At 69.1% G+C, this 23403-nt stretch carries 17 protein-coding genes and 2 tRNA genes; 9 read left to right on the top strand and 10 right to left on the bottom strand.

What is annotated here, in order from left to right; genetic code table 11:
- The first annotated feature begins 4 nt into the window (after window positions 1–4).
- Window positions 5–1354, top strand: coding sequence for an SGNH/GDSL hydrolase family protein (locus QE379_RS09945; RefSeq protein ID WP_307000042.1), 1350 nt, complete (start codon window positions 5–7; stop codon window positions 1352–1354).
- Here QE379_RS09945 and QE379_RS09940 read toward each other — a convergent pair whose 3' ends face one another.
- From QE379_RS09940 to QE379_RS09925, 4 genes are all read right to left on the bottom strand, one after another.
- Entirely contained in the window at window positions 1355–3766 is a 2412-nt protein-coding gene (locus QE379_RS09940; RefSeq protein ID WP_307000040.1) for a TonB-dependent receptor, read from the bottom strand. It abuts the gene before it with no gap.
- Entirely contained in the window at window positions 3763–4713 is a 951-nt protein-coding gene (locus tag QE379_RS09935; RefSeq protein ID WP_307000036.1) for a FecR domain-containing protein, read from the bottom strand. Before QE379_RS09935 ends, QE379_RS09940 begins: the two co-directional genes overlap by 4 nt.
- On the bottom strand, window positions 4710–5021 hold the full coding sequence (locus QE379_RS09930; protein WP_307000033.1) for an RNA polymerase sigma factor: 312 nt from the start codon (window positions 5019–5021) through the stop codon (window positions 4710–4712). Before QE379_RS09930 ends, QE379_RS09935 begins: the two co-directional genes overlap by 4 nt.
- 324 nt (window positions 5022–5345) lie before the next feature.
- Window positions 5346–8492 carry an autotransporter outer membrane beta-barrel domain-containing protein gene (locus QE379_RS09925; protein ID WP_307000031.1) on the bottom strand — a complete coding sequence of 1049 codons (3147 nt, stop codon included), beginning with the start codon at window positions 8490–8492 and terminating at the stop codon, window positions 5346–5348.
- Between the two features lie 276 nt (window positions 8493–8768).
- Between QE379_RS09925 and mgtE the strand changes: the two genes are divergently transcribed.
- Window positions 8769–10127: a magnesium transporter gene (gene mgtE, locus QE379_RS09920; RefSeq protein WP_307000030.1), complete on the top strand. Its 1359-nt coding sequence runs from the start codon at window positions 8769–8771 to the stop codon at window positions 10125–10127.
- 20 nt (window positions 10128–10147) lie between these two features.
- Here the strand turns inward: mgtE and QE379_RS09915 are convergent, their stop codons facing one another.
- Window positions 10148–11008, bottom strand: a complete 861-nt coding sequence (locus QE379_RS09915) for a glycoside hydrolase family 16 protein (protein ID WP_307000026.1) — start codon at window positions 11006–11008, stop codon at window positions 10148–10150.
- A gap of 148 nt (window positions 11009–11156) precedes the next feature.
- Here QE379_RS09915 and QE379_RS09910 point away from each other — a divergent pair.
- A protein-coding gene (locus QE379_RS09910; protein WP_307000024.1) for an IS3 family transposase occupies window positions 11157–12364 on the top strand; the annotation gives its coding sequence in 2 pieces (ribosomal slippage) (window positions 11157–11481 and window positions 11481–12364; 1209 coding nt in all).
- Between the two features lie 39 nt (window positions 12365–12403).
- On the opposite strand, the gene QE379_RS09905 is transcribed toward QE379_RS09910, so the two are convergent.
- Window positions 12404–13207: an SDR family NAD(P)-dependent oxidoreductase gene (locus tag QE379_RS09905; RefSeq protein ID WP_307003162.1), complete on the bottom strand. Its 804-nt coding sequence runs from the start codon at window positions 13205–13207 to the stop codon at window positions 12404–12406.
- Window positions 13208–13378: 171 nt separating this feature from the next.
- Here QE379_RS09905 and QE379_RS09900 point away from each other — a divergent pair, with 171 nt between their 5' ends.
- Entirely contained in the window at window positions 13379–16564 is a 3186-nt protein-coding gene (locus QE379_RS09900) for a helicase-related protein (protein ID WP_307000022.1), read from the top strand.
- Window positions 16565–16641: 77 nt separating this feature from the next.
- A complete protein-coding gene (mgrA, locus tag QE379_RS09895; protein ID WP_307000020.1) occupies window positions 16642–17718 on the top strand; it encodes an L-glyceraldehyde 3-phosphate reductase in 1077 nt (358 codons plus the stop codon).
- A 65-nt stretch (window positions 17719–17783) separates the two neighbouring features.
- Here mgrA and QE379_RS09890 read toward each other — a convergent pair whose 3' ends face one another.
- Window positions 17784–18647 (bottom strand): hypothetical protein, encoded by an 864-nt coding sequence (locus QE379_RS09890; RefSeq protein WP_307000018.1) that lies wholly within the window; start codon window positions 18645–18647, stop codon window positions 17784–17786.
- Window positions 18648–18713: 66 nt separating this feature from the next.
- The gene (locus QE379_RS09885) at window positions 18714–19997 is read right to left on the bottom strand and encodes a S8 family serine peptidase (protein WP_307000015.1); all 1284 of its coding nucleotides are present in this window, start codon (window positions 19995–19997) and stop codon (window positions 18714–18716) included.
- Window positions 19998–20097: 100 nt separating this feature from the next.
- Here QE379_RS09885 and QE379_RS09880 point away from each other — a divergent pair, with 100 nt between their 5' ends.
- The 3 genes from QE379_RS09880 (at window position 20098) to QE379_RS09870 (ending at window position 22470) form a co-directional block, all read left to right on the top strand.
- The gene (locus QE379_RS09880; protein ID WP_267432505.1) at window positions 20098–20583 is read left to right on the top strand and encodes an RNA polymerase sigma factor; all 486 of its coding nucleotides are present in this window, start codon (window positions 20098–20100) and stop codon (window positions 20581–20583) included.
- Window positions 20580–21275, top strand: coding sequence for an anti-sigma factor (locus QE379_RS09875; protein WP_307000012.1), 696 nt, complete (start codon window positions 20580–20582; stop codon window positions 21273–21275). Before QE379_RS09880 ends, QE379_RS09875 begins: the two co-directional genes overlap by 4 nt.
- A 178-nt stretch (window positions 21276–21453) precedes the next feature.
- Window positions 21454–22470 carry an LLM class flavin-dependent oxidoreductase gene (locus tag QE379_RS09870; protein ID WP_307000009.1) on the top strand — a complete coding sequence of 339 codons (1017 nt, stop codon included), beginning with the start codon at window positions 21454–21456 and terminating at the stop codon, window positions 22468–22470.
- A gap of 62 nt (window positions 22471–22532) precedes the next feature.
- On the opposite strand, the gene QE379_RS09865 is transcribed toward QE379_RS09870, so the two are convergent.
- Window positions 22533–22609 (bottom strand) — tRNA-Arg (locus QE379_RS09865).
- Between the two features lie 32 nt (window positions 22610–22641).
- Window positions 22642–22718: transfer RNA gene (locus tag QE379_RS09860), tRNA-Arg, on the bottom strand.
- A gap of 140 nt (window positions 22719–22858) precedes the next feature.
- Between QE379_RS09860 and QE379_RS09855 the strand changes: the two genes are divergently transcribed.
- Window positions 22859–23398: a hypothetical protein gene (locus tag QE379_RS09855; RefSeq protein ID WP_307000007.1), complete on the top strand. Its 540-nt coding sequence runs from the start codon at window positions 22859–22861 to the stop codon at window positions 23396–23398.
- Window positions 23399–23403: the final 5 nt, after the last annotated feature.

The following is a 23403-nucleotide window of genomic DNA, read 5'->3' as shown; positions in this document are numbered from 1 at the left end:
CTTCATGAGCTTTCTCATTGGCCTATCGCTCCGTTATCGCTACCATAATGCAAAGCCGCAAGCGCGGATCGACATTTTGGAGGGGATGGACATGACCAAGGCGCGCGCCTTTCACCGGGCAACCGGTCGCCTGACCGGGCTGATCGCTCTGGGCCTGACATTGGCGGCGGCGGCTCCGGCGCGGGAGGTTCGGTGGACGCCGGCCTGGGGTGCGTCGCAGATGCGGCTGGACGGTCCGAATGCAGAGAAGGTCGCCAAGGCCGGGCCCGCCACCATCCGCCAGATCGTCCACCTCACGGCCGATGGCAAGACGATCCGGCTACGCCTGTCGAACATCACCGGGCAATCCCCGCTGAAGATCGGCGCCGCCACCATCGGCATGGCGCAACCCGGCCAGTCGAATGTCACCGCGCCGCAATCCATCCTGTTCGACGGCGCGCGCGATGTGATCGTGCCGCCGGGAGCCGAAATCTATTCCGACCCCATCCCCCTGCCCGTCACGCGCGGGCGCGATGTCGCGGTCAGCCTCTACTTCCCCGAAGCCGTCACCACTCCGACCGGCCATTCGGGCGCGCGCTCGACCACCTTTCTGATTCCGGGCGACGCCACGGCACAAACCGCCCTCCCCGATGCGCAGAGGATCGGCGGCTGGTGGAATCTGTCCGATATCGAGGTCCGCGATGCGGCGCAGACCGGGACGATCGTGACGATCGGCGATTCGATCACCGACGGCTATGGCATCGCCGACGACAGCAATACGCGCTGGCCCGACGAACTGGCCAAGCGGCTGGCGGCCAGCCCGGCCACGCGGGGCTTCTCCGTGGTCAATGCGGGGATCGGCGGCAATCGCGTCCTGCTCGACGGGTTAGGCCCCAGCCTGATGGCGCGGTTCGACCGGGACGTGATTGCACGGCCCGGTGTCACCCATGCGCTGTTGCTGGAGGGGGTCAACGACCTGGGCATGCTGACCCGCGAACACCCGGTGGACACAGCCACGCATCAGGCGATCGTGCGGCAGATCACCTTCGCCTATCGCCAGCTTGCCGAGCGGGCGCACGCGCATGGCATCCGCCTGATCGTCGGGACGATCACGCCGTTCCAGGGCAACGACTATTATCATCCCGGCCCGGAGACCGAGGCGGATCGACAGGCGATCAACCGCTTCATCCGCACCTCCGGCCTGTTCGACGGCGTGGTCGATTTCGACAAGGCGCTGGCCGATCCGGCGCAGCCCGCGCGGCTGTTGCCCGCCTATGATTGCGGCGATCACCTTCATCCCAGTGCGGCGGGCTACCGCGTCATGGCTCAGGCGGTGCCGCTGGCGCTGTTCGGGAAGGCACCGCCCCGCCGCTGATCAGAACGCCGCGTCCAGCCCGATCCGGATCGTGCGGGGGCGGAGCGGCGTCACCTGATCCCGCCCCGTGGTGAAGGGCGTGCCCAGCGCGAAGCGGTTGCCGCGCACATCGGCCAGATTGGTGATCCCCGCCGTCACGCCATATGCGCCCAAGCCCAGTCGCGTGGTCACGCCGCTGTCCAGATAGCTGCCCTGCAACTCGCCCAGCACCGGCCCGACGCCCAGCCGCGACGAGCCGACATAGCGCAACCAGCCATCGACCCGCAGGTCGCGTCCACCGGCCAGCGTCCGGCGATACACCGCCCCCGCCCGCGCGGTGATCCGGGCGATATTGGGGATCTGGCTCAACCGCGCCAGGATCGCGGCGCGCGCGGTGACGGGATCGGCGACCAGCCCGTCCATCAGCGCGAAGGCCTGCGCGCTCGACGGCTCATCGATGCGGCTGTCGTTATAGGACAGGGCTCCCTCGATCCGCAGACCGGGGGCCAGCTTGAAGCCCGCCAGCGCCTCGACCGTCCAGAGCTGTCCATCGCCGATATTGGCGGTGCTCGGCAGGCCCGTCGCGTCGATGAAATCGGCCTGGATATCGCGCCACGCGGTATGGGCGAGGGTCAGCGAGGCGTCGAAGCGATCGCGCCCCGGCTGGCCGGTCCGCAATCCCGCCTCGATCGTCGCGACCCGGTCGTTGCGGAAGCGCCGGACCAGCGGCCCCTCGATCGTCAGCCCGCCGGGGCGAAACCCCTGCTGATAGCGAAGGAACAGTTGCGCACCCGGCGTCAGGTCGATCAGCGCGGAGGCGGAGGGCAGCAGGATCGTCTGCGCCCGCCGCGCCGTCACCTCGGCCAGCCGCACCATCGCCTGAAAGGACAAGGCAGCGGGCAGATCCTCCCCCGCGCCGTCCAGCACCGAATGCGTCACCCGCAGGCCCCCGGTCGCGAGCAGGCCGGGGAGAAGCCGCACGCTTCCCTCGCCATAAAGGGTCGCCTCCTCGACCGTGTTGACGACGCCGGTACGCGGCACCAGCGCATCCGGCTCGCCGAACAGGCGCGTTAGGCGAGTACGGTTGTGGATATAGCTGAACCCCGCGAGCCAGCCCGACCCGTCGGGCGCGGATTGCCAGACCCGCGTCTCATTGGCCTGCATCCGCGTCTCGTTGGCCTGGGCGAAGAGCTGAACCGGGCCGCCTGGCGGCGTCGCGTCATAGCGTTCCATCAGGTCATGCGCGGTGATCCCGCTGCTCGACCGGAAGCGCACCCGGCCCAGCCGCCCCGACAGAACCAGTTGCGCCTGGCCGAAATCCGCCGAAAACCCCTCGGTCACGGGGGCGGAGCGGGTCAGCGGCGGGCCGTCGCGATCGGCATATTGGCTGTCGGCGCCGCGAATGCGCTGGCCGATGCCGATCGCCTCGACGCTCCATCCGCCGCCCAGATCGGCGCGGATCGCGGCGCGTCCGCCGGTGATGCGGGTGCGGTTGACGTCGGTGCGCCCGAGCAGCGGCTTGTCGATATAGCCGCCCTCGCTCGCGCTGTCGGCGACCAGCCGCACCGCCAGCCGGTCGGCGATGAGCGGCAGGTTGAGCACCGCCTGCCCGTCCGCGCCGGGGCTGCCGTTCGTCGTCGCCGAGCCGCCCAGCATCACCGATCCCCCGGCGCGGGTCGGATCGGGCGCATTGGGGACCAGCCGGATCAGCCCGCCCAGCGACCCCGCGCCGTACAGCGTCCCCTGCGGCCCCTCCAGCACCTCGACCGCCGCCAGGTCGGCCAGTCGCAGATCTGGGTCGGGCGCGTTGTAGCTGAGCCGCAGGTCGCCGAAATACTGCCCGACCGTCGCCTGGGTCGGGCCGGTGAAGCTGGAATCGGCGATTCCCCGGATGAACAGCTTGTTGCGACCCGCACCCAGATAGGTGGAGGCGATGGCGGTCATCCGGTCGGCCAGCTTCGACGTGCCGCCCGCCCCGCCCAGTTCCAGATCGGCACCCGCCACCTGCACCACCTGCCCGGCGAAATGATCGCGGGTCGTGTCGCGCTTGCTGGCGGTGACGACGACATCGCCGGGGGGGACTTCGGGCGGCGGCGGGATGAAGCGACGGCGGACCACCTTGGCGACCGGCACGACCTTGCGCGGGACCAGCCGCCAGCTTGCCGGTCCCAGCCGCTGGACCTGCGCGCCGCTGCCCCGCGCGATCAGAGCCAGCGCTTGCTCGACCGACCATCGCCCGCGAAGGCGCGGCACGGGCCGATCCCATAGCCGCGCATCGGGTACGACGATGTTGGCCCCGGTCAGCCGTCCCAAGGCCATCACCTGCGTACCGACGGTTCCGGCGGGCAGGTCGACGGGCGCGCGGTCCGCCGCCATCGCGGGCGCGCCCGCGACGATCAGCATCCCGACGATCCCGCCCCCCGCCAGCCTCACCCGCGCGGTTCCAGCATCCAGCCAACCGCCCCGCGCCGCACGGTCACGTCCATCAACGGCCCCAGCAGCCGGGGATCACGCCGCACCGCCTCCAGATCGATGGTGCCGCGAAACGGCCTGCCAGCGATGGCGGGCGCGACACCGATGGGCTGCGGCAGGAAGCGGGACACATCCTCCGCCACATCGCTCAAGGGCACGCCGTCATAGGCCATCCGCCCCTCACGCCAGCCGCCCACATCGGCGGGAGTGACGCCTTCCCGCTCCAACCGATCGCGCGTCGCGACGACCGCCTGTCCCGCATCCAGGCGCAGCGCCGCGCCCTCGGGATCGACCATCACCGCGCCCTCGGCGACCGCCACGCGGGTCCGCGCCTGGCCCAGCCGCACGTCGAACACCGTCCCCAGATCGACCAGCGCCAGCGATCCCGCCTGCACCGCGAAGGGATGGTCTGCGTCATGCTGCACCCGGAACAGCGCCTCGCCGCGCGCCATGACGGCCCGGCGCGGATCGGCATGATCCAGTTCGACCCGGCTGTTACCCGCGAGCAGGATCCTGCTGCCATCCGGCAGGGGCACGCTGCGCGTCTCGCCCGCCGCCGTCTCGACCGCATAGGGCTGGGCGCGTTCCGGCCAGACGGTGACGCCGACGGTCGCGACCAGCGCGGCGGCGACCGCCCCGCCGATCCAGCGCAGGGGGCGGCGACGGGGCGTCTCCTCGACCGGCAAGGGCGTAGGCGCGTCGAGCAGTTCGGGATGCGCGGCCAGCGCATCCTCGGCGTCGAGCAGGGTCGCGGCCATCCGGTCATAGCGTTCGGCGTGTGCCGGGTCGGCCTCCAGCCAGTCGGTAAAGGCATCCCAGTCCGCGCGCGCCGGATCGGCCATCCGCAGCGCCCAGTCGAGCGCGACCGCATCCGTGGCGGGGAAAGCGATATGGCGGTCCTGGCTCATCCGATCTGTTCCTTGAGGGCGGCGAGCGCATGGGCGGCCATGCGGAGATCGCTTTCGACGGTGCTGATACTGATGCCGAGTTCGGCGGCGACCTGTTTCTGGGGTACGCCGTCGATCCGCACCCTGCGGAAGATCAGCGCGGGTCGCTCGCCCAGGGCGGTCAGCGTCGCCGCCACCCGCTCGGCGGTCTGCCGCGCCTCGACCGCGCGTTCGGCGGCGGGCGGCTCGGGGCCACCCTGTCCTTCCGCCCAGGCCTGGTCGCGCTGCTCGGCCTGGCGGCACGATCGATAGCGGTCGATCATCAGCATGTCCGCCGCGCGGTAGAGATAGGCCAGCGGATTGCGCGAGGGGCCCGTCCATCCGCCCCGACAGTTTCAGCCACAGGTCCTGGACCAGATCCTCCGCCGCATCGCCCGCGCCGCGCGCCGTCAGGAAGCGCACGAGCTTGTCGCGATTGGCGAGGAAGACGGCCTCGATCCCGGTGGGCGTCATGGTCTGAACCGGACAAGATGGGCGGAAGTCCCGCCGTTTAGACGAAGCTTCCGCCCATGGAAAGGAGCCCCACCGGGACGCAAGGTGGGGCTCCGAACGCCCGCGCACGCTACAGGGGGGATGCACGCGGACGAACTCGCCTAGAAGGCGAACTGAAGGGCAGCGCGCGCGGACAGCGCGACGTTGCCAAGGCGTTGTTCGGCGTTGACCTCGCCGCTCAGCCGGATCTCGCTGGTGCCGGTGATCGCGCGGACCCGGCCGACCCAGCCGCCGCCGCGCGCCTCGGGATCGAGGATGAAGGGCGTGCCGTCGCCGAAGCTGGCGACCGTGCGGCCCAGCGCCCCGGCGACCCGCTCGCGCCGACCGCCCTCGATCTCCAGGCGGCTCCACTGGGCGTAGCGGTTGTCGCCGCCGAAATTGATGCCCGCCGCCACGCTGGCGGTCAGCGCCAGTTCGTCGCTGGTCCGCTTGCGCACGGTCAGGTCGTATCCGGTGCCGCCGCCGCTCTCGCGATAGCCGTCCTCGTTCAGCCGGTAATAATCGACCGCCAGGATCGGGCGCACGTTGAACTGGCCGACCCAATGCTCCCACGAGACCGAGCCCGAGCCGGAATAGAGCATCCCCTTCCAGTCGGCGGTCGCGCGGCGCTGCACCGCCTCGGTCCCGACCACGCCGTCGAACTGGCGCTGCGAATCGAAGGACAGGAAGGCCGCCGAACCACGCGCCTGCGCCGCCAATGCTCCCCAACGCGCACGCCAGAAACCGGCCAGTTCATATTGGCTGTGGTTCACGCGGTTGATCGCCGAGCCTTCATTGTCGCGACCGCTCATATAGGAGAGCGAGGCCCCGAAATTGCCCGCATCGGTCTTGTGCTCGATGCCGCCGCTGATACCCCAGCCGCGCACGTCATAGCTGCGGGTCGATCGCGTACCCTTGGACGCATCCCAGCCGAGCGGGGTGAGCCAATAGCCCCATTTGCCCTCTTCGCTGAACTCGCCCGCAGGCTCGCGAAGCTGCGCGGCGGCGGCGCGGGAGGCGAGCGTCACCCCCTCGAACACACCGCCCGCATAATTGGGCAGCATCTGCTCAACCGCGCCACGGAAGGCCGCGCCGTCGTAAATGCCCCGGATGGCGTCGGACAGCCTGGCGTCGGTCCCGATCGCGGCGTCGATCGCGTCGAAGGCGCTGACGCCCGCGTTGCTGAGGCCCAGTTCGGTCTTGGCCTTGCGGCTGACCTCCACCGCGATCTCGTTGGGCTGGGCGGCGACGATCGCGCCCTTGTAGAGGAAGGGCATGGCCGAGGGTGCCAGCGTCAGATTGCCCGCACCGGTCAAGGTGCCCGAGCGCAGCACGACATAGCGGCCCGTCACATCGGTCCCGCCCGACACGCGCAGCGCCAGCTGGCTGTTCGCGCCGATGGTGGTCGCCCCGCCGACCTGGATCAGGTTGCCGGTCGGGTTCGCCTTGTCGAGCGCGACGCTGAGGATCGACTGGTCGCCCATGGTCAGCGAGGCGATGTTGGTCGCCCCGTTCGCGGCGAAGGTGCCGCCGCCGCTGGCGACCGTGACCGCGACATGGGAGGCGTTGGTCAGCCGTCCGGCGAAGACGCCCTTCCCCGTGATCGCCACCACATCCTGGCCCAGCCCGGAAAAGTCGGCCACGCCGTCGAAGCGCGCGGTATCGGCGATGGTCAGCGTGTCCGCCCCGGTGCCGAAGGTCGCGCTGCCCGCATAGGTGCCCGTCCCGCTCATCTCCAGCCGGTTGTTGCCGGTGCCGAAACGGACGTCGCCCTTCACCGAACCCGCGCCGATCTGAAGCCGGTCGTCGCCGCTGCCGAAGCGGATCGCACCGGTGATGGTGGGGGCGGCGGCTCCGCTGGCGGGGGCGATCTGGCGGACGATCGCGCCGATGGTGTTCGCCGACAGATCGATGGCGGTGCTGCGCGAGCTGTCCGCCCCGGCCCCCGCGATCGCGCCCGCATTCTCGACCAGCGTCAGGCCGCCGGTCCGGTCGAGGATTGCGGTCGCACTGGCGCCCGCCGCCGTCGCGCGGATCGCGCCGGAGTTGCGGATCGTCGGCACCGAAGCGCCGCTGTCGATCAGCACGGCGGTCGTCACCGCCGAGGCCGTGCCGCCGCCGGTCGCGGTCACCGAGCCGCCGACGCGCAATTCCGGCGTCGAGGCTCCGGCACCGAAGCGGATGGCCGTCGCCTCCGCGCCATTGGCGGTCGCCTGCACCGTACCGCCGACCGCGACGCCCTGCGCGATCTGGACATTGCCGCCCTGCCCGCCGATGGTCAGCGCATTGGCGCGCACGCCGCTATAGACGCCGTTGCCCGTAATCCGGCCATTGACGACCAGGCCGGGTGCGGGCGTGCTGCCGCCGGTCGCGCCGATGACGATCGCCCGGTCCGCCGCGCCGACCAGCATGGCGGGGGCCGCGCCGTTGGAGATGATGTCCGCCGTCTTGCCGGTGGCGTTGCCCAGGGTGATGCCGCCCGCGACATTGCCGCCCACGACCAGCGCCGATCCGCCCTGCAACAGATCGTCCGGGTCCAGCTTCGACACATCGCTGGGTGGCGTGGTGTAGCGATAGCCGGTCGAGCCGATCCCGCCCTCGATGGTCAGCGCACCGCCGATATCGCCGTCGATCCGCGCGCCGACCGCGCCCTGGCCGACCGCGACGATGGTGCCGCCCAGCGTGACATTGCCCGACACCGCGCCGGTCCGCACACCCACTGAGCGATCGCCCAGCACGTTGATCTTGCCCGACTGGGCGAGGTTCCCGGTCAGCGGCCCGGTCAGATAGATGCCCGCCGAGTCGTTGCCCTCGACGGTGATCTCGCCGCTGTTGCTGATCGCGCCGGTAAAGGCCCCGGCGGTGCGGATGCCGGTCCGCCGCGCGCCTTGTGCGAAGGGGCCGTCCAGGTCGCCGTCCTTGTCGATATCGACGGGCGTATAGCTTTCGTCGATGACGATCTTGCCGCTGTTCGCGATCTCGCCGGTCACGCCCGCCGCCGCGCCGATGCCGATCGAGTCGTTGGCGTCGGTGATCTGGATGGTGCCCGCATTGGCGAGCTTGTTGTTGCTGTCGATCGTCACCGCGGTACCGCCGGTGGTCACGACGCTGCCCGCCGCGGCGATGCTGACATCGCCCGCACCGCCGTTATTGACGGTCGCGGTGCGGACCGGGGTGGTCCGCTTGGTATCGATGACGGTCTGGGCCGAAGCGGCCGTCCCCGCCACCAGGGCGAGCGTGGCGGTCGAGGCGAAGAGCAGGCGATGCACGAATAAGGTCCCCTTTGTGCGCTTTGCCCGTTCAGACGGAGCCCTCACCCCGAAACCTTGGTGCCCCGATGAAAAATTCGTCAGGTGGCCTGCCGGTGTTGACGATCGGGCCGCAGAGGATCAGAGCGCCCGACAGGCGCGGGAGCCCCCGCGTCGTTCCAGAAAGCGAGAACATGTCCAGCGACAGTTCCAGTAGCGCCGCACGCCCCGGGGTCGTCCGCTAGTTTCGCGAAACTGGCTTTCGTCCGCCCGTGTCGTGCGGACGAAAGGTTTTGAATGGTCAACGATCTGATCGCCGGCGTCGCCGCCGGTTTCCGCTCCTCTCGGCGTGGCCTGTCCATCGCCGATCTCGTCGATACGCTCCAGTCGCTGCCCGTGGCGGAAGCGGCCGACGCCCTGACCCAGATGCCCGACGCGCGTGCCGTCGCCGTGCTCGACAGCCCGGAATTGCGCTGCGCCGCCGATATCCTGGCCCTGCTGCCCGCGGCGCGCGCCGCCGCCCTGGTGTCGCAAATGGCGGAGGACCGTGCCGCCGACGTGCTGGCGGCGATGGAGGAAGAGGTCGCCGCGCCGATCCGCGCCGACCTTCCCGCCACCATCCTCGCGTCGATCGACACGCTGCTCCGCTGGCCGCCGGACAGCGCGGGCGGCATGATGACGACCGAATATGTCGCCTCCCCCGCCGACGCGACCGTCGCCGAGGTGCTGGCCCATATCCGCACCGTCGAACGCAGCCGCGAGACCGTCTATTCGGTCTTCCTGCTGGAGCCGCAGGGGCGGCTGGTCGCGACCGTCTCGCTGCGCCAGTTGATCGCCGCCGAGCCGGACTCGCCCGCGATCGATCTCGCGCGCGGGCATGACCCGATCACCGTCGCACCGGTCACGGACCGCGAGGAGGTGGCGCATCTGATCCGCCGCCACGACCTGCTCGCCCTGCCCGTGGTCGACGAACAGGGCCGCCCGATCGGCATCGTCACGGTGGACGACGTGCTCGACGCGCTGGTCGCCGCCCATACCGAGGACACGCAGAAGTTCGGCGGCGTCGAGGCGCTGGACAATCCCTATCTGGAAACCGGCTTCCTCGCGATGATCCGCAAGCGCGCCGGGTGGTTGAGCATCCTGTTCTTCTCCGAAATGCTGACCGCCAGCGCGATGCAGCATTTCGAATCCGAACTGGAGCGGGCGGTCGTGCTGACCCTGTTCATCCCGCTCATCATGAGCTCGGGCGGCAATAGCGGCAGCCAGGCGACCTCGCTGATTATCCGTGCGCTGGCGCTGGGGCAGGTACGCCTGCGCGACTGGTGGCGAGTGGCGCTGCGCGAGCTTCCGGCGGGGATGACGCTGGGGGCGATACTGGGACTGCTCGGCATCGCACGGATTGCGCTGTGGCAGACGCTGGGCTTCTATGATTACGGACCGCATTGGGTGCTGGTGGCGACGACGGTCGGGACGGGGCTGGTCGGGATCGTCACCTTCGGCTCGTTGGCGGGATCGATGCTGCCCTTCGTCCTGCAACGGCTGGGCTTCGATCCGGCCAGCGCCTCGGCTCCGTTCGTCGCGACGCTGGTCGATGTGACCGGGCTGGTGATCTATTTCAGCATTGCGCTAGCGATCTTGTCGGGGACTCTGCTGTAAGCGGGGCGACGAACACCCGGTTATCGCTTCCAGTAGCGCACATAATCCACATCCATCCGCTGCGGCAGGGCGGCATCGTCGACGCCCTTCTGCCCGCCCCAGTCGCCCCCGACCGCCAGGTTCAGGATCAGCGAATAGGGCCGCGTGAACGGCCAGGCCGCCGCGCCGCCGGGCTTGTCGTTCTTTACCCGCATATAGGCGCGGCCATCGACCCCGATGGTGATCATATCGGGCGTCCAGTCGAGTTGATAGCGGTGAAAGTCCGTGCACGCGCCGGGCACGTCGGTCTGGCTGCCCCGCTGCGTCTTCCTGACGTGGTTATAGACGGCGGAGTGGACGGTCGCATGGATGACATCGGGGTTCCACCCGACCATCTCCATGATATCGATCTCGCCGCCATCGGGCCAGCGCGCGCCGTCCATGGGGAGAAGCCAGATGGCGGGCCACATGCCACGGCCACAGGGCAGCTTTGCGCGAACCTCGTAAAAGCCGAAACCGAGCGTCTTCTGCGTCACCAGCTTGGCCGATGTATAATCCTGCCCGCCCCAATCCGGCTCGTCGCGGGCGGCTTCGCGTCGCGCCTCGATCACCAGTGCGCCCTTCTCGATCCGCGCGTTGCTCCGCTTCGGCCCGACATAATATTGCAGTTCGTGATTGGGCCAGCCGCGCTTGTTCGCTGACACGTCCCAACGCCAGCGGCCGGGATCGATCGCGCGGTTGAACTCGTCGCCGAAGGTCGGGGCGGTCTTCGGCGCCGCCATGGCTCCGTCGTAATTCGTGTTGGTCGCCCCCAGCGTCGCGGTCTGCGTCTCCTGCCCGGTCGCACCGCCCATCGCCAGCAGGGACACACCCGCCAGCATCGCCCAAGCCCATCGCCGCATCGCCACTCTCCCCGAATATCTTGCCCGTCAGCCTAGTCATCCCCAACGGGAAAGACCATGCCGACGGGCCGGTGAACTGGCCCCCATTTCGACCGGACGGATTTGAGCCTAGGAAGGAGGCTTGGGGCTATCCCCTGAGCATAGGCTTATGTCCGTGTCCGAGATCATCACCGACGGCGGTCGTCGCCGTCACTGGAGCACGCCCGAGAAGCTGAGGATCGTCGAGGAGACGCTCGATGGTCGGGAGAGCATATCGGTGGTGGCGCGCCGCAACGGCGTGGCGCCGAACCTGCTGTACCGTTGGCGGCGGCTGATGCTGGAAGGCGGGAGCGTTGCAGTTGCCGGCGACGACGACGTGACCAGCAACCGGCAGGTCCGCGAGATGGAAACCCGCATCCGCGAACTGGAGCGCCAGCTCGGGCGCAAGACGCTGGAGGTCGAGATACTGAAGGAGGCGCTGGAGCGCTCGCGCCCAAAAAAAGCGAGCTTGCTCATGCACTCGCCGCTGCCGGAGACTATCCGGTGAGCCTGGTCGCCAGCACGCTCGGGGTCGGGCGTTCGACGGTGTACGACCGCCTGACGGGAACCACCAGGACGCGCGGGCCGTACGCCAAGGCCGACGACACGGATCTGCTGCCCTGCATTCGCCAGATCGCCGCGCAACGGCCAACATACGGCTACCGCCGCATCGCGGCGGTCCTCAATCGGCAGCGGCGCGCCGAAGGACTTGCGCCGGTCAACCACAAGCGCGTCTACCGCATCATGGCGGCGGACCGCCTGCTGCTGGCGCGGCGCTACGCCGAGCGAGCCGACTATGGGCATGACGGCGTCGTAGTGACGATCCGCTCGAACCTGCGCTGGTGCTCCGACGGCTTCGAGTTCACCTGCTGGAACGGTGAGGTCGTGCGCGGTGCCTTCATCATCGACGCCCATGACCGCGAGATCATCTCGTGGCGCGCGGTTGCCAATGCCGGCATCAGCGGCTCGGACGTGCGCGACATCATGCTGGAAGCCGTGGAAACCCGCTTCGGCACCATGCGCGCGACGACACCGGTCGAGATGCTGTCGGACAACGGTTCGGCCTATACCGCCTGCGAAACACGGACCTTTGCCCGGCAGCTGGGCCTCAAACCCTGCTTCACCCCCGTCCGCAGCCCGCAGTCCAACGGCATCTCGGAGGCCTTCGTCCATACCCTCAAACGGGATTACGTCCGCGTCTCGCCGCTGCCGGACGCACTCACCGCGTTGACATCGCTTGCCGGATGGATCGAGGACTACAACGACAACCACCCCCATTCAGGGCTCAAAATGCGTTCGCCGCGCGAGCATCGCGCACTGGTTTCTGCAACCGCTTGAACCCGTCCGGTGAAACGGGGGCCAGATCAGCCGGGGAAATCATCCGGCGATGGTGAAGACCGAACCGGAGTCGACGCGGAGCCCCGCGCCGTTGATGAAGCTGGCCCGTTCGGACACCAAAAAGGCGACGGCGGCGGCGACCTCTTCGGCCCTGCCGCGCCGCTTCAACACCATGCCGGGGCGCTCCTCCTCCAGAAACGTCTCGATCGCCTCGTCGAAGCTCAAGCCCTTTTCCTCGGCACGCTTCTCCATCATCGCATCGGTCATCGGCGTCGCGATGAAGGCGGGCGACACGGTGTTCACCAGCACATTGTCGCCGCCATAGGCCTTGGACAATCCCTTGGCCAAGCTGAGGATCGCGGCCTTGGACGCGCAATAGGGGAGTTCCTCGACATAGGGCTGCACCGCATCCTCGGATGCGAACAGGACGACCCGGCCCCAGCCCTTGCGCCGCATCGCCGGGATCGCCTCGCGACACATGCGCACCGCCCCCATCAGGTTGATGTCCAGCGTCTCCAGCCAGCCGTCATCGCCCACCTCCAGGAAATCGCCCTGCGCGCCGGTCACGCCCGCCGCGTTGATGTAGATGTCCGGCTCGCCCAGCCTTTCGCGAACCTCCTGCCACAGCGCCTTCACCTCCCCCGGCCTGGTGACGTCGCCGGTCACGGCGATCACCTCGCCCAGCGGGGCCAGTTCCGCGACCGCCTCATCCATGGTGCCGCCCGGCTTGTCGGTCAGCGCGACCCGCACTCCGGCCTCCAGCAACAGCCGCGCGGTTTCCTTGCCCATGCCCGAATCCGATCCGCTGATCAGTGCGATGCGGCCCTCGATACCCAGATCCATCGTCATTCTCCCTCGGCGGGCGGTCAGCCATGTCATCGATGCAGATCAATGCCGTGCCGATGAAGTGACGAAGCGGCTTAGGGTTCCGCCGATAAGTCTTTGATCCCGAGCGGAACGACGCGCACCTCCCGCCCGTTCGCCATCGCAATCAGTCCTGGGAGAGCCCCCGCCGTGCGTTCCTTGTCCGAAGCCGAAATCGCCACCATGCCCCCGTCCGGCGAAGGGCCCCATCCGCTGCTGGGCGTCGCCGAACTGGCGGCGGGCGCGGCGGAGCGGCTGGAACGGGCCGATATCATCCTGGCGGTGACGGACGAGACGCGCGCGATGGCCGTCACCCGCATCCTGACCGCGATCGCGCCCGACGCGACGATCCTGTTCTGCCCCGGATCGGATGCACTGCCCGGCGACGACGCCCCCGCCTCGCCCGCCAATGTCGGGCAGCGCGTGTCGGCGCTCCACGCCCTGCGCGCCGCATCGGCGGCGAAGAAGCGAGGTCGGATCGCACTGGTCACTTCGGGCGAGGCATTGGCGCGTGCCCTGTCCTCGCCTTCGACCTTCGATGCCGAGCCGCCCTGCGTCGCCCAGGGCGAGCCCTGCGACCTGAGCCGACTTCACGACATGCTGCTCGACCTGGGCTATATCGCCGACGAGCGGGTGGACGAGCCCGGCGAGGTGGCGCTTCGCGGACAGGTGCTGGACGTGTTTCCCGCCGACGCCGAACAGCCGCTGCGGATCGAGGTGGCCGGGGGGCGGATCGCGGCGATCCGGTCCTACGATCCCGCCGACCAGCGGAGCACCGGCGAGTTGGATCGCCGCGAACTGGGCCGTGTCGCCGAGCCGCCGCTGGCGTCCGACCCGACCAGCCTGATCGAGCATCTGCCCGGCGCCGAAATCATCGTCGAGCCCGCCGCCGACGAACGCCGCCGACGCCTGCTGCTGCTGAGCGCCGATGTCGCCAAGCGTGGCTCCCGACGCGCCGCGCGCGACATGATCGCGGACAAGCATTGGTCGATCCTGCTCGCCGATCGCAAGACCGCGAGCCTTGGCCGGATCGGTGACCTCCCTCCCCGCTTCGTGGAACGCCGCGCGCCCTTGCGGGACTTCGCCAAGACCGCGCGGGCCGCGCGTGACGAAGGGTGCCGCGTCGTCCTGATCGGCAGCGAGCGCGACCTGCGCTTTCTCGGGCGGCGGGTCGACAATGTCCTGCGCACGCCGTCCGTCCGGGTCGATAGCTGGCGCGCGGTCCGCAAGGCCGAGCCCGGCGCGCTGCTGACGCTGGTCGCCCCCGCCGAGCGGGGCTTCGTCCGCAAGGACATTCTGGCCGTCACCGCCGCCGATCTGCTGGGCAGTCGCGCGGACCGCGAGGACGGCAAGGCCCACCGCGTCGACCTGTCGCTGATCCAGACCGCCGAAATCCGGGTCGGCGACATGGTCATCCATGAAGATCACGGCATCGCCACCGTCGCGGGGATCGAGCCGATCGATATGCAGGACGGGGTGACGGGGGACGCCATCAAGCTGGTCTACGCCAAATCGGCGACGCGGCTGGTCCCGGTGGCCGAGGCGGATCGGCTGTGGCGCTATGGCGGCGAGGACGATGCGGTCCGCGCCGACACGCTCGACGGCAAGAGCTGGCACGAGCGCCGCCGTGGCATCGACGAGGCGATCGCCGAGACCGCACGCCGCCTGACCGAAATGGCCGCCGAACGCGCCGAGCAGCATGCCCCCGTGCTCGATCCCCCGGTCGCCGATTATGAGCGCTTCGCCGCCGGTTTTCCGTTCAGCGAGACCCCCGACCAGTTGACCGCGATCGAGGCGGTGCGCGCCGACCTGTCCTCCGGGCGCCCCATGGACCGGCTGGTCGTCGGCGATGTCGGCTTCGGCAAGACCGAGGTCGCGCTGCGCGCCGCCGCCATCGCCGCGCTCGCCGGGCGGCAGGTGGCGCTGGCCGCCCCGACCACCGTGCTCGCCCGCCAGCATCTCGACAGCTTCGCCGCGCGCTTCGCCGACAGCGGCATCGCCGTCGCGGGCCTGTCGCGCCTGTCCACCGCCGCCGAAAAGCGCCGGGTCAAGGCCGGGCTGGCCGATGGCAGTATTCGGATCGTGATCGGCACCGGCGCGGTCGCGGCCAAGGGCATGACCTATAAGGATTTGGCGCTGGTCATCGTCGACGAGGAGCAGCGCTTCGGCGCGAGTGACAAGGCGGGGCTCCAGGCGCTGTCGGCGGGTCATGTCCTGACCCTGTCGGCGACGCCGATCCCGCGCACGCTGCAATCCGCGCTGGTGGGCCTGCGCCAATTGTCGATCATCGCGACCCCGCCCGCCCGGCGGCAACCGATCCGCACCGCCGTTTCCGCCTTCTCGCCGGAGACGTTGCGGGCCGCGCTGTTGCGGGAGCGGTCGCGCGGCGGGCAGAGCTTCGTCGTGGTGCCCCGCATCGCGGACATGGCCCCGCTGGCCGAGAAGCTGGCCAAGATCGTCCCCGAACTGGAGGTGCTGCGAGCCCATGGCAAGCTGCCCGCCGCCGAGATCGACGATGTGATGGTCCGCTTCGGGCGCGGCGATGGCGATGTCCTGCTGGCGACCAATATCATCGAGGCGGGGCTCGACGTGCCGCGTGCCAACACGATGGCGATCGTCCATGCCGATCGTTTCGGCCTGTCGCAGCTTCACCAGTTGCGCGGGCGGGTCGGGCGTGGGCACCGGCGCGGCCAGGTGCTGCTGTTCACCGAAACCGACGACGCCATCGCGCCGCGCACGCTGAAGCGGTTGCGCACCCTGGAGGCGTTCGACCGGCTGGGCGCGGGCTTCGCGATCAGCGCGCGCGACTTGGACATGCGCGGCGCGGGCGATCTGCTCGGCGATACGCAGGCGGGGCATATGCGGCTGATCGGCGTCGAGCTCTACCAGCAATTGCTGGAAGACGCGCTACGCACCGCGCGCGGCGAGACGGTCGAGCGCTGGACGCCCGAACTGTGCGTCGGCGTCGAGGGTCGCCTGCCCGCCGAATGGATACCCGATGAGGATCTGCGCATCTCGCTCTATGCGCGGCTGGGGCGGCTGCGCGACGATGCCGAACTCGACGATTTCGAGGCGGAACTGGAGGATCGTTTCGGCGAACTGCCCGAAGAGGCCGCCCTGCTGATCGCGCTCGCCCGATTGCGTGAGCGGATGCGGATGCTGGGGATCGCGCGGATCGACGCGGGGCCCGCCGCCGTCGCCCTGACGCCGCAGGGTGAGGATGCAGATTTGAACGGGATCGACGGGCTTGAGGAGAAGAACGGCCGCTATCTGCTGAAGGAACGCCTCGACGATCCGTCCGAGCGGCTGGCACGGCTGGCCGATCTGCTCGCCTGACCGCCATCTTGACCCAGGCAGTTGGCCGCTATCGTCAGACGTCATAAGAGCCGCGCCGATACGAGAGGAACCGTCCCATGCCCTTCCCCACCCCCTATGTCGCCGATCCGGCCCGTTACGACGGTCGGATGCCCTATCGCCGGAGCGGGCGCAGCGGCCTGAAGCTGCCCGCGATCAGCCTGGGGCTATGGCAGAATTTCGGCGGCACCGATGTGTTTGAGACGGGCCGCGCCATTCTTCGGCGCGCCTTCGATCGCGGCGTCACCCATTTCGATCTCGCGAACAATTACGGTCCGCCCTATGGCTCTGCGGAGGAGAATTTCGGGCGGGTACTGGCGACCGACTTCGCCGCGCATCGTGACGAACTGATCCTGTCGACCAAGGCGGGTTGGGATATGTGGCCGGGGCCCTATGGCGATATCGGCTCGTCGAAGAAGTACCTCATCGCCAGCTGCGAACAGAGCCTGAAACGGATGGGCGTCGACTATGTCGATATCTTCTACTCGCACCGGGTCGATCCGGAGACGCCACTTGAGGAGACGATGGGGGCGCTGGCGCAACTGCATCGGCAGGGCAAGGCGCTTTATGTCGGCATTTCCTCCTATGATGCGGGGCTGACCCGGCGCGCGGCGGCGATCCTGGCGGAGGAGAAGGTGCCGCTGTTCATCCACCAGCCCAGCTATTCGATCCTCAACCGCTGGATCGAGCGCGATCTGCTCGACACGCTGGGCGAACTCGGCACCGGCTGCATCGCCTTTTCGCCGCTGGCGCAGGGCATGTTGACTGGCAAGTACCTGAACGGCGTGCCGCAGGATGCGCGGGCCAGCCGGGGCGGTTCGCTGTCGCAGTCGCTGCTGAGCGAAGAGAATGTGTCCGCCATCCGCCGCCTGAACGATATCGCACAGGCGCGGGGGCAGACGCTGGCGCAGATGGCGATCGCCTGGGTGTTGCGCGATCCGCGCGTGACCTCCGCGCTGATCGGCGCACGGACGGTCGCGCAGTTGGACGATTCGCTCGACGCCGTGGCCCGTCTGGATTTCACCGACGAGGAGCTGGCGGCGATCGACCGGGCGGCACAGGATGGCGGCATCAACCTGTGGGCCGAATCCTCCGACATCGTCGAACTGCCCGCCGCGCAAGGCATGTCCGCCTGAGCCGGACATGACGATGCGCCCGACCTCGCGAGGGAGGTCGGGCGTACCTTTCGGATCGGCCAGGATTACTGCGCGGCGCTCTTCACATCGCCCTGCCCCATGGCCGAGACCAGGACATTGCCCGAGCCGGAGAAATTGGCGGCGGGCAGATCGGCGACGCGGTTGCCGACCTTCACCAGAACCCGCTCGACCGCGCCCTGGGCATTGGTGCGGACCGACTGGACCGCGCCGAGCGCACGGCCACGGGCGTCGGTGACGGCCATGCCCGGATTGACCGGGAAGGCCCCGCCCTGGGCCGCACCGCTACCGGCCAGCGCCAGATTGCCCGCACCCGACAGGCTACCGCCCGCCGCCGACAGCGCGCCCGATCCCGAGCCCGTCGCGGACCCCGCCGCAGCAGCACCGCTATTCGCCGCCCCGTCGGCCAGGTTGGACACCGCACCACGCGCCCGGTTGCCGACCGCCCCGGCGGTATCCCGGACCTGCCCGGCGACGTTGCCGACGGTGTTCACCCCACGACCCGTCGTATCCCGCACCGCGTCGGTTCCGACCAGTTGCGCATCGACGCCGCCACCCAGCGAACCCGAGGCCGAGCCGTTGCCACCGCCCGAGGCCTGTCCGATCCGCGTCGCGTTATCCAGCGTCGAGCCGCCCGAGGCATCGCCCGACGCCGCCACCCGGCCGCGACGCAGATCGACATTGCGATCCGCCCGCGTCGACCCGCGCGTCCGGGTCGCCGTGTCCGTCGCGACCCGGCCCCGATCCGCCATACCGCTCAGCGAACCCGTGGCCGAGCCAGTCAGGCCCCCGGTCACACCGCCGAGCTGGCCACCCAGGCCGCCAGCACCACCAAGCAACTGCGCCGAAGCGGGCGCCGCCACCAGAGCAACGGCAAGGATCGCGCTACCAGAAAGAAAATTCTTCATCATCGTTCTCCTTAACTTCTGGAACGACAACGAGGCGGCTCGCGGGTTTAATCCCGGATTTCGTGAAAATTATTGCACGGGGGTGCGGCATTCCCCGCAAAGCATTCCACGGCCATGGCTTTTATCATGGCCCTTCGCCCCCAAGTCCTTCGCCTCCCCATCCACCCGCGCGAGTACGGAACGGGCCTGGCCGGGTTTCAGCGCCGGATAGGCGGCGGCGATGCGCCCCGCGACCAGCGGCGCGGCAAAGGAGGTGCCGCGCACCTTCATCCGCCGACCGCCCAGCCCGATCGCCAGCATGTCGGCGGCAGGCGCGACATAATCGATATGCGAGGCGCGGCCCGCCTCGATCAGCGGGCGGTTGCGCGCATCGACGCCGCTCACCGCCACCACGCCGGGATAGGACGCCGGATAGGCCGGCGGCGAGGCGGGGCCGTTATTGCCGACCGCCGCGACGATGATCAGCCCCCGCGCCTGCGCCGCCGCGACCACCCGCGCGAGCAGCGGGTTGGAGGGGCCGACCAGGCTGATCGTCGCGACGGACACGCGCTGCTCGACCAGCCAGCCCAGCGCCTTGGCGATCGCGGTCGCATTGCCGCCCGCCGGGTCGGTGCCATAGACATCCGCCGACGCGATCCGCGCACCGGGCAGCGATCCCCGGACACCGCCCCTGCCGCTGATGAGCGAGGCGACGGCGGTGCCATGATCGTCAGGCTTGGGAGCCCCGGTCGCGAAACCGCGGATCACCGCCGCCCCCTCGACCCCGCCGTCGATCACGCCGACCATGATGCCCTGCCCCTCCGGCGACGCGCCCCCGGCGATCGTCGCCACGCTCGCCGCGCTCGGCAAATGGAGTTGATCCGCACTGACCTCTCCACCCAGCCTGTCGATCAACGCCAGCGCCTTTCTGAGCGGAAGGCCGTTCGGCACGCGCAACCGGACGAAGGACACGCCCAGCACATCATCCCGCTCGATCACGCTGAAACCCTGTGCCGCGACGGCGGTGAGCAACGCCTCGCTGGGGGCATCCACCACCACCTCGCCCGCACGCGCCGGGAAGCCGTTCGGGTCTAGCGCGATCGCATCGGGATGATCGCGCACCAGTTGCGCATAGGCGGCGCGGCGCAGGTCATCGAGCCTGGCCGCGGTCGTGCTCGCCACCCGGTCGACGCCGCGCCGCAGCGGATCGACCACGCCATCGACCATCGGCCCGATGTTCGGAGGAAGCCCGCCCGGCAGCGACGGCAGGCTCGGCAGCGTCCCGCCGAGTTGTGCATGGGCCCCACCGACGCCCAGCGCACAGCCGGTCATGGCGGCCATCACGCCCAGAAACCGAAATGCCCGCTTGCCCACCGCCGCCCTCCCGTTGAAAAATAATCCTGACATGGATCAGACGAACAGGGATTAAACGATCCGGGTCGTCCGTTTCATCCCTGAATTGAAGGAACCGCGCTTGGCTGCATTCGAGAAGGAGTTGTTGGCGCTGCTGCCGCGATTGCGGCGGTTCGCCCGATCGCTCACCCATGATGCGGCGGATGCGGACGATCTTTGCCAGGTGACGGTCGAAAAGGCTCTGCTCGCGCAAGGATCGTGGCAGGCGGGGACGAGATTGGATAGCTGGATGTACCGGATCATGCGCAACGCCTGGATCGACACCGCCCGTTCCCGCTCGCGCGCGGCGCAAACCTTCGTCGGCGAGGATGCCGGGCTGTCCGTCGGCGCGACCGGCAATGCCGAGGCGCGCGTCGCGCTGAACGAGGTCGACGCCGCGATGCGCACCCTGCCCGACGAACAGCGCGAGGCGGTGGCGCTCGTCCTGGTCGAAGGGCTCGCCTATAAGGAAGCCGCCGAGATCCTCGACATTCCCATGGGCACGCTGACCTCGCGGCTGGTGCGGGGACGACAGGCGCTGATGGCGCGACTGGGAGAAGCGGCATGACGATCGAACCGGAAATGCTGATGGCCTATGCCGATGGGGCGCTCGATCCCCTGAACGCCAAACGGGTCGAGCGCGCCATCACCGAGAACCCCGCGCTAGCCGACGAGGTCGAACGCCATCGGCGCCTGAAGGCCAGGCTCGCCAGCGCCTATGCCCCCGTCGCCGACGAACCCGTGCCCGATCGCCTGGCCGCGATACTGACCGGCAATGTCGTTCCGATGCAGCCGCCGCTACGCCAACGCTCGCGCCTGTCGCTGCCGTTGTGGCAGTCGGCGGCGGCGATGGCGGCCTGTCTGGTCGTCGGGGTGCTGCTGGGGCGGCAGGTGGATCGGGGACCGATTTCCGCAACCGACCATGGACTCTACGCCGCCGGATCGCTGGCCAGCGCACTCGATCGACAGGCGAGCGGGGGTGACGGCGCGGTGCGGATCGCGGTCAGCTTCCGCGCGACGGACAACGACTTCTGCCGCGTCTTCCAGTCCGCCGCCGCCGACGGCATCGCCTGTCGCGATCCCAAGGGTTGGGCGCTCCGCCGGACCATGCCGGGCACCACGCCCAAAGCGGGCGGCTATGCCCAGGCGGGATCGTCCGACGCCGAACTGATGGCGGCGGCGCAGGACATGATGGCCGACATGCCGCTGGATGCGGAGGGAGAAAAGGCCGCCATCGCCAAGGACTGGCGCAACCGCTGACATTCCCGGACATCATCGACGTTCAAGCGACACTCCTACTTCCCTCGCCCCTCGTAGAGGAGAGAGGGGAACAGAAGGTAATACCCCAAATCCAATCGCGCTTTCGGAAAGCAAGCGTTTCGCTCGGCGCGCCATGCCCCGGGGTGCATCGCGACCGCGCGTGACCTATCTTCGTCCCATGAAAAAGATCGGTTTCCTGTCCTTCGGCCATTGGTCGCCCTCCCCCCAGTCCGCGACGCGCTCGGCGCAGGATGTGCTGCTCCAGTCGATCGACCTCGCGGTCGCGGCGGAGGAACTGGGGGCGGACGGCGCCTATTACCGTGTGCACCACTTCGCGCAGCAACTGGCCTCGCCCTTCCCGCTCCTCGCCGCCGTGGGCGCGCGCACGAAGCGGATCGAGATCGGCACCGGCGTGATCGACATGCGCTACGAGAACCCCTTCTACATGGTCGAGGATGCCGGGTCGGCGGACCTTATCAGCGGCGGTCGCCTGCAATTGGGGATCAGCCGGGGTTCGCCCGAGCAGGTGATCGATGGCTGGCGGCATTTCGGCTATGGCCCAGCCCAGGGCGAGACCGACGCCGATCTGGGCCGCCGCCATGCCGAGGTGTTCCTGCACCTTCTGAAAGGGCAGGGTTTCGCCAAGCCCAATCCGCGCCCCATGTTCCCCAACCCGCCCGGGCTGCTTCGTCTGGAGCCGCATTCGGAGGGGTTGCGCGATCGTATCTGGTGGGGCTCCGCCTCCAACGCGACCGCGATCTGGGCGGCCAAGCAGGGGATGAACCTGCAAAGCTCCACGTTGAAGGCCGATGAGAGCGGCGAGCCCTTCCATGTGCAGCAGGCCAAGCAGATCCGCGCCTATCGCGAGGCCTGGGCCGAGGCGGGGCATCAGCGGACGCCACGCGTGTCCGTCTCCCGCTCGATCTTCGCGCTGACCACGGATCAGGACCGCGCCTATTTCGGCCGGGACGACAGCCAGGATCAGGTCGGCGTCATCGGCAATATGCGCGCCGTCTTCGGCCGCTCCTATGCCGCCGAGCCCGAGCGCCTGATCGAGCAACTTCGCGCGGACGAGGCGATCGCGGAGGCCGACACGCTGCTCCTGACCGTGCCCAACCAGCTCGGCGTGGACTATAACGCGCATGTGATCGAGAACATCCTGCGCCACATCGCACCCGCGCTCGGCTGGCGCTGATCGCGAAAGGCCTCGGCGAAAGCCGGGGCCGGGAAGCCGATATGTCGATGACGGGAAAGAAATGGCGCGCCCGGAACGATTCGAACGTCCGACCCTCAGATTCGTAGTCTGATGCTCTATCCAGCTGAGCTACGGGCGCGCAAGGGTCTGATAAGACCGGATATGATCCACTGGCGCGCCCGGAACGATTCGAACGTCCGACCCTCAGATTCGTAGTCTGATGCTCTATCCAGCTGAGCTACGGGCGCGCTGTGGAGGTGGGCTCTTAGAAGCGGTTCGGGATCATGGCAAGCCCCTCGACCCGGTTATCCACATTTTTTCGGAACACGCCCGCAAAGCGTCCGTGCGGCATTTTCCCAAGCCCTGTCTTCCGTCTAGGATGGTTGTGATGATCCATCCGTCCCTCTCCACAATCCGCTCCGGCCCGATGATCGCGCTGGTCGGCCTGTTGTCCGCCACGATGCTGGCCGGATGCGCGCGCGACCGCGACACGACGCCCTATCCTTCGCTCGCGGTCCGCCCGGTCGAGAAGCAGGGCTTTGCCGAGCCGGTGACCAAGCCGGTCACGCTGCGCCCCGATCCCGAGCTCGATACGCAGATCGCCGGGATCGCCGATCGCCTGACCGCCGTGGAGGGGGAATTCGCCAAGGCCTATGACCAAGCCCGTACCGGCGCGGCCAAGGCACGCGGGCAGAGCGTGGGCAGCGATGCCTGGCTGGCCGCGCAGACCGATCTGGCGGCGCTGGACGAAATCCGGGCGCGGACTTCGGGCTTGCTGACCGAGATCGACGACCGCGCCATCGCGCGTGCGGCCGCGCTGGAGCCGGACTATCCCCCGCTCACCGCACTGCGCGAGCGGGTGGCGGGCGCGGCCGAGCGTCAGGCCAAGCAGATCGCGGCGCTGTCCGCCAGCCTGCCGAGCGGCTGATCCGC

Source organism: Sphingomonas sp. SORGH_AS_0879 (assembly GCF_030819175.1).
Classification (GTDB): Bacteria; Pseudomonadota; Alphaproteobacteria; order Sphingomonadales; family Sphingomonadaceae; genus Sphingomonas.
This window is presented reverse-complemented; position numbering and strand designations above follow the sequence as displayed.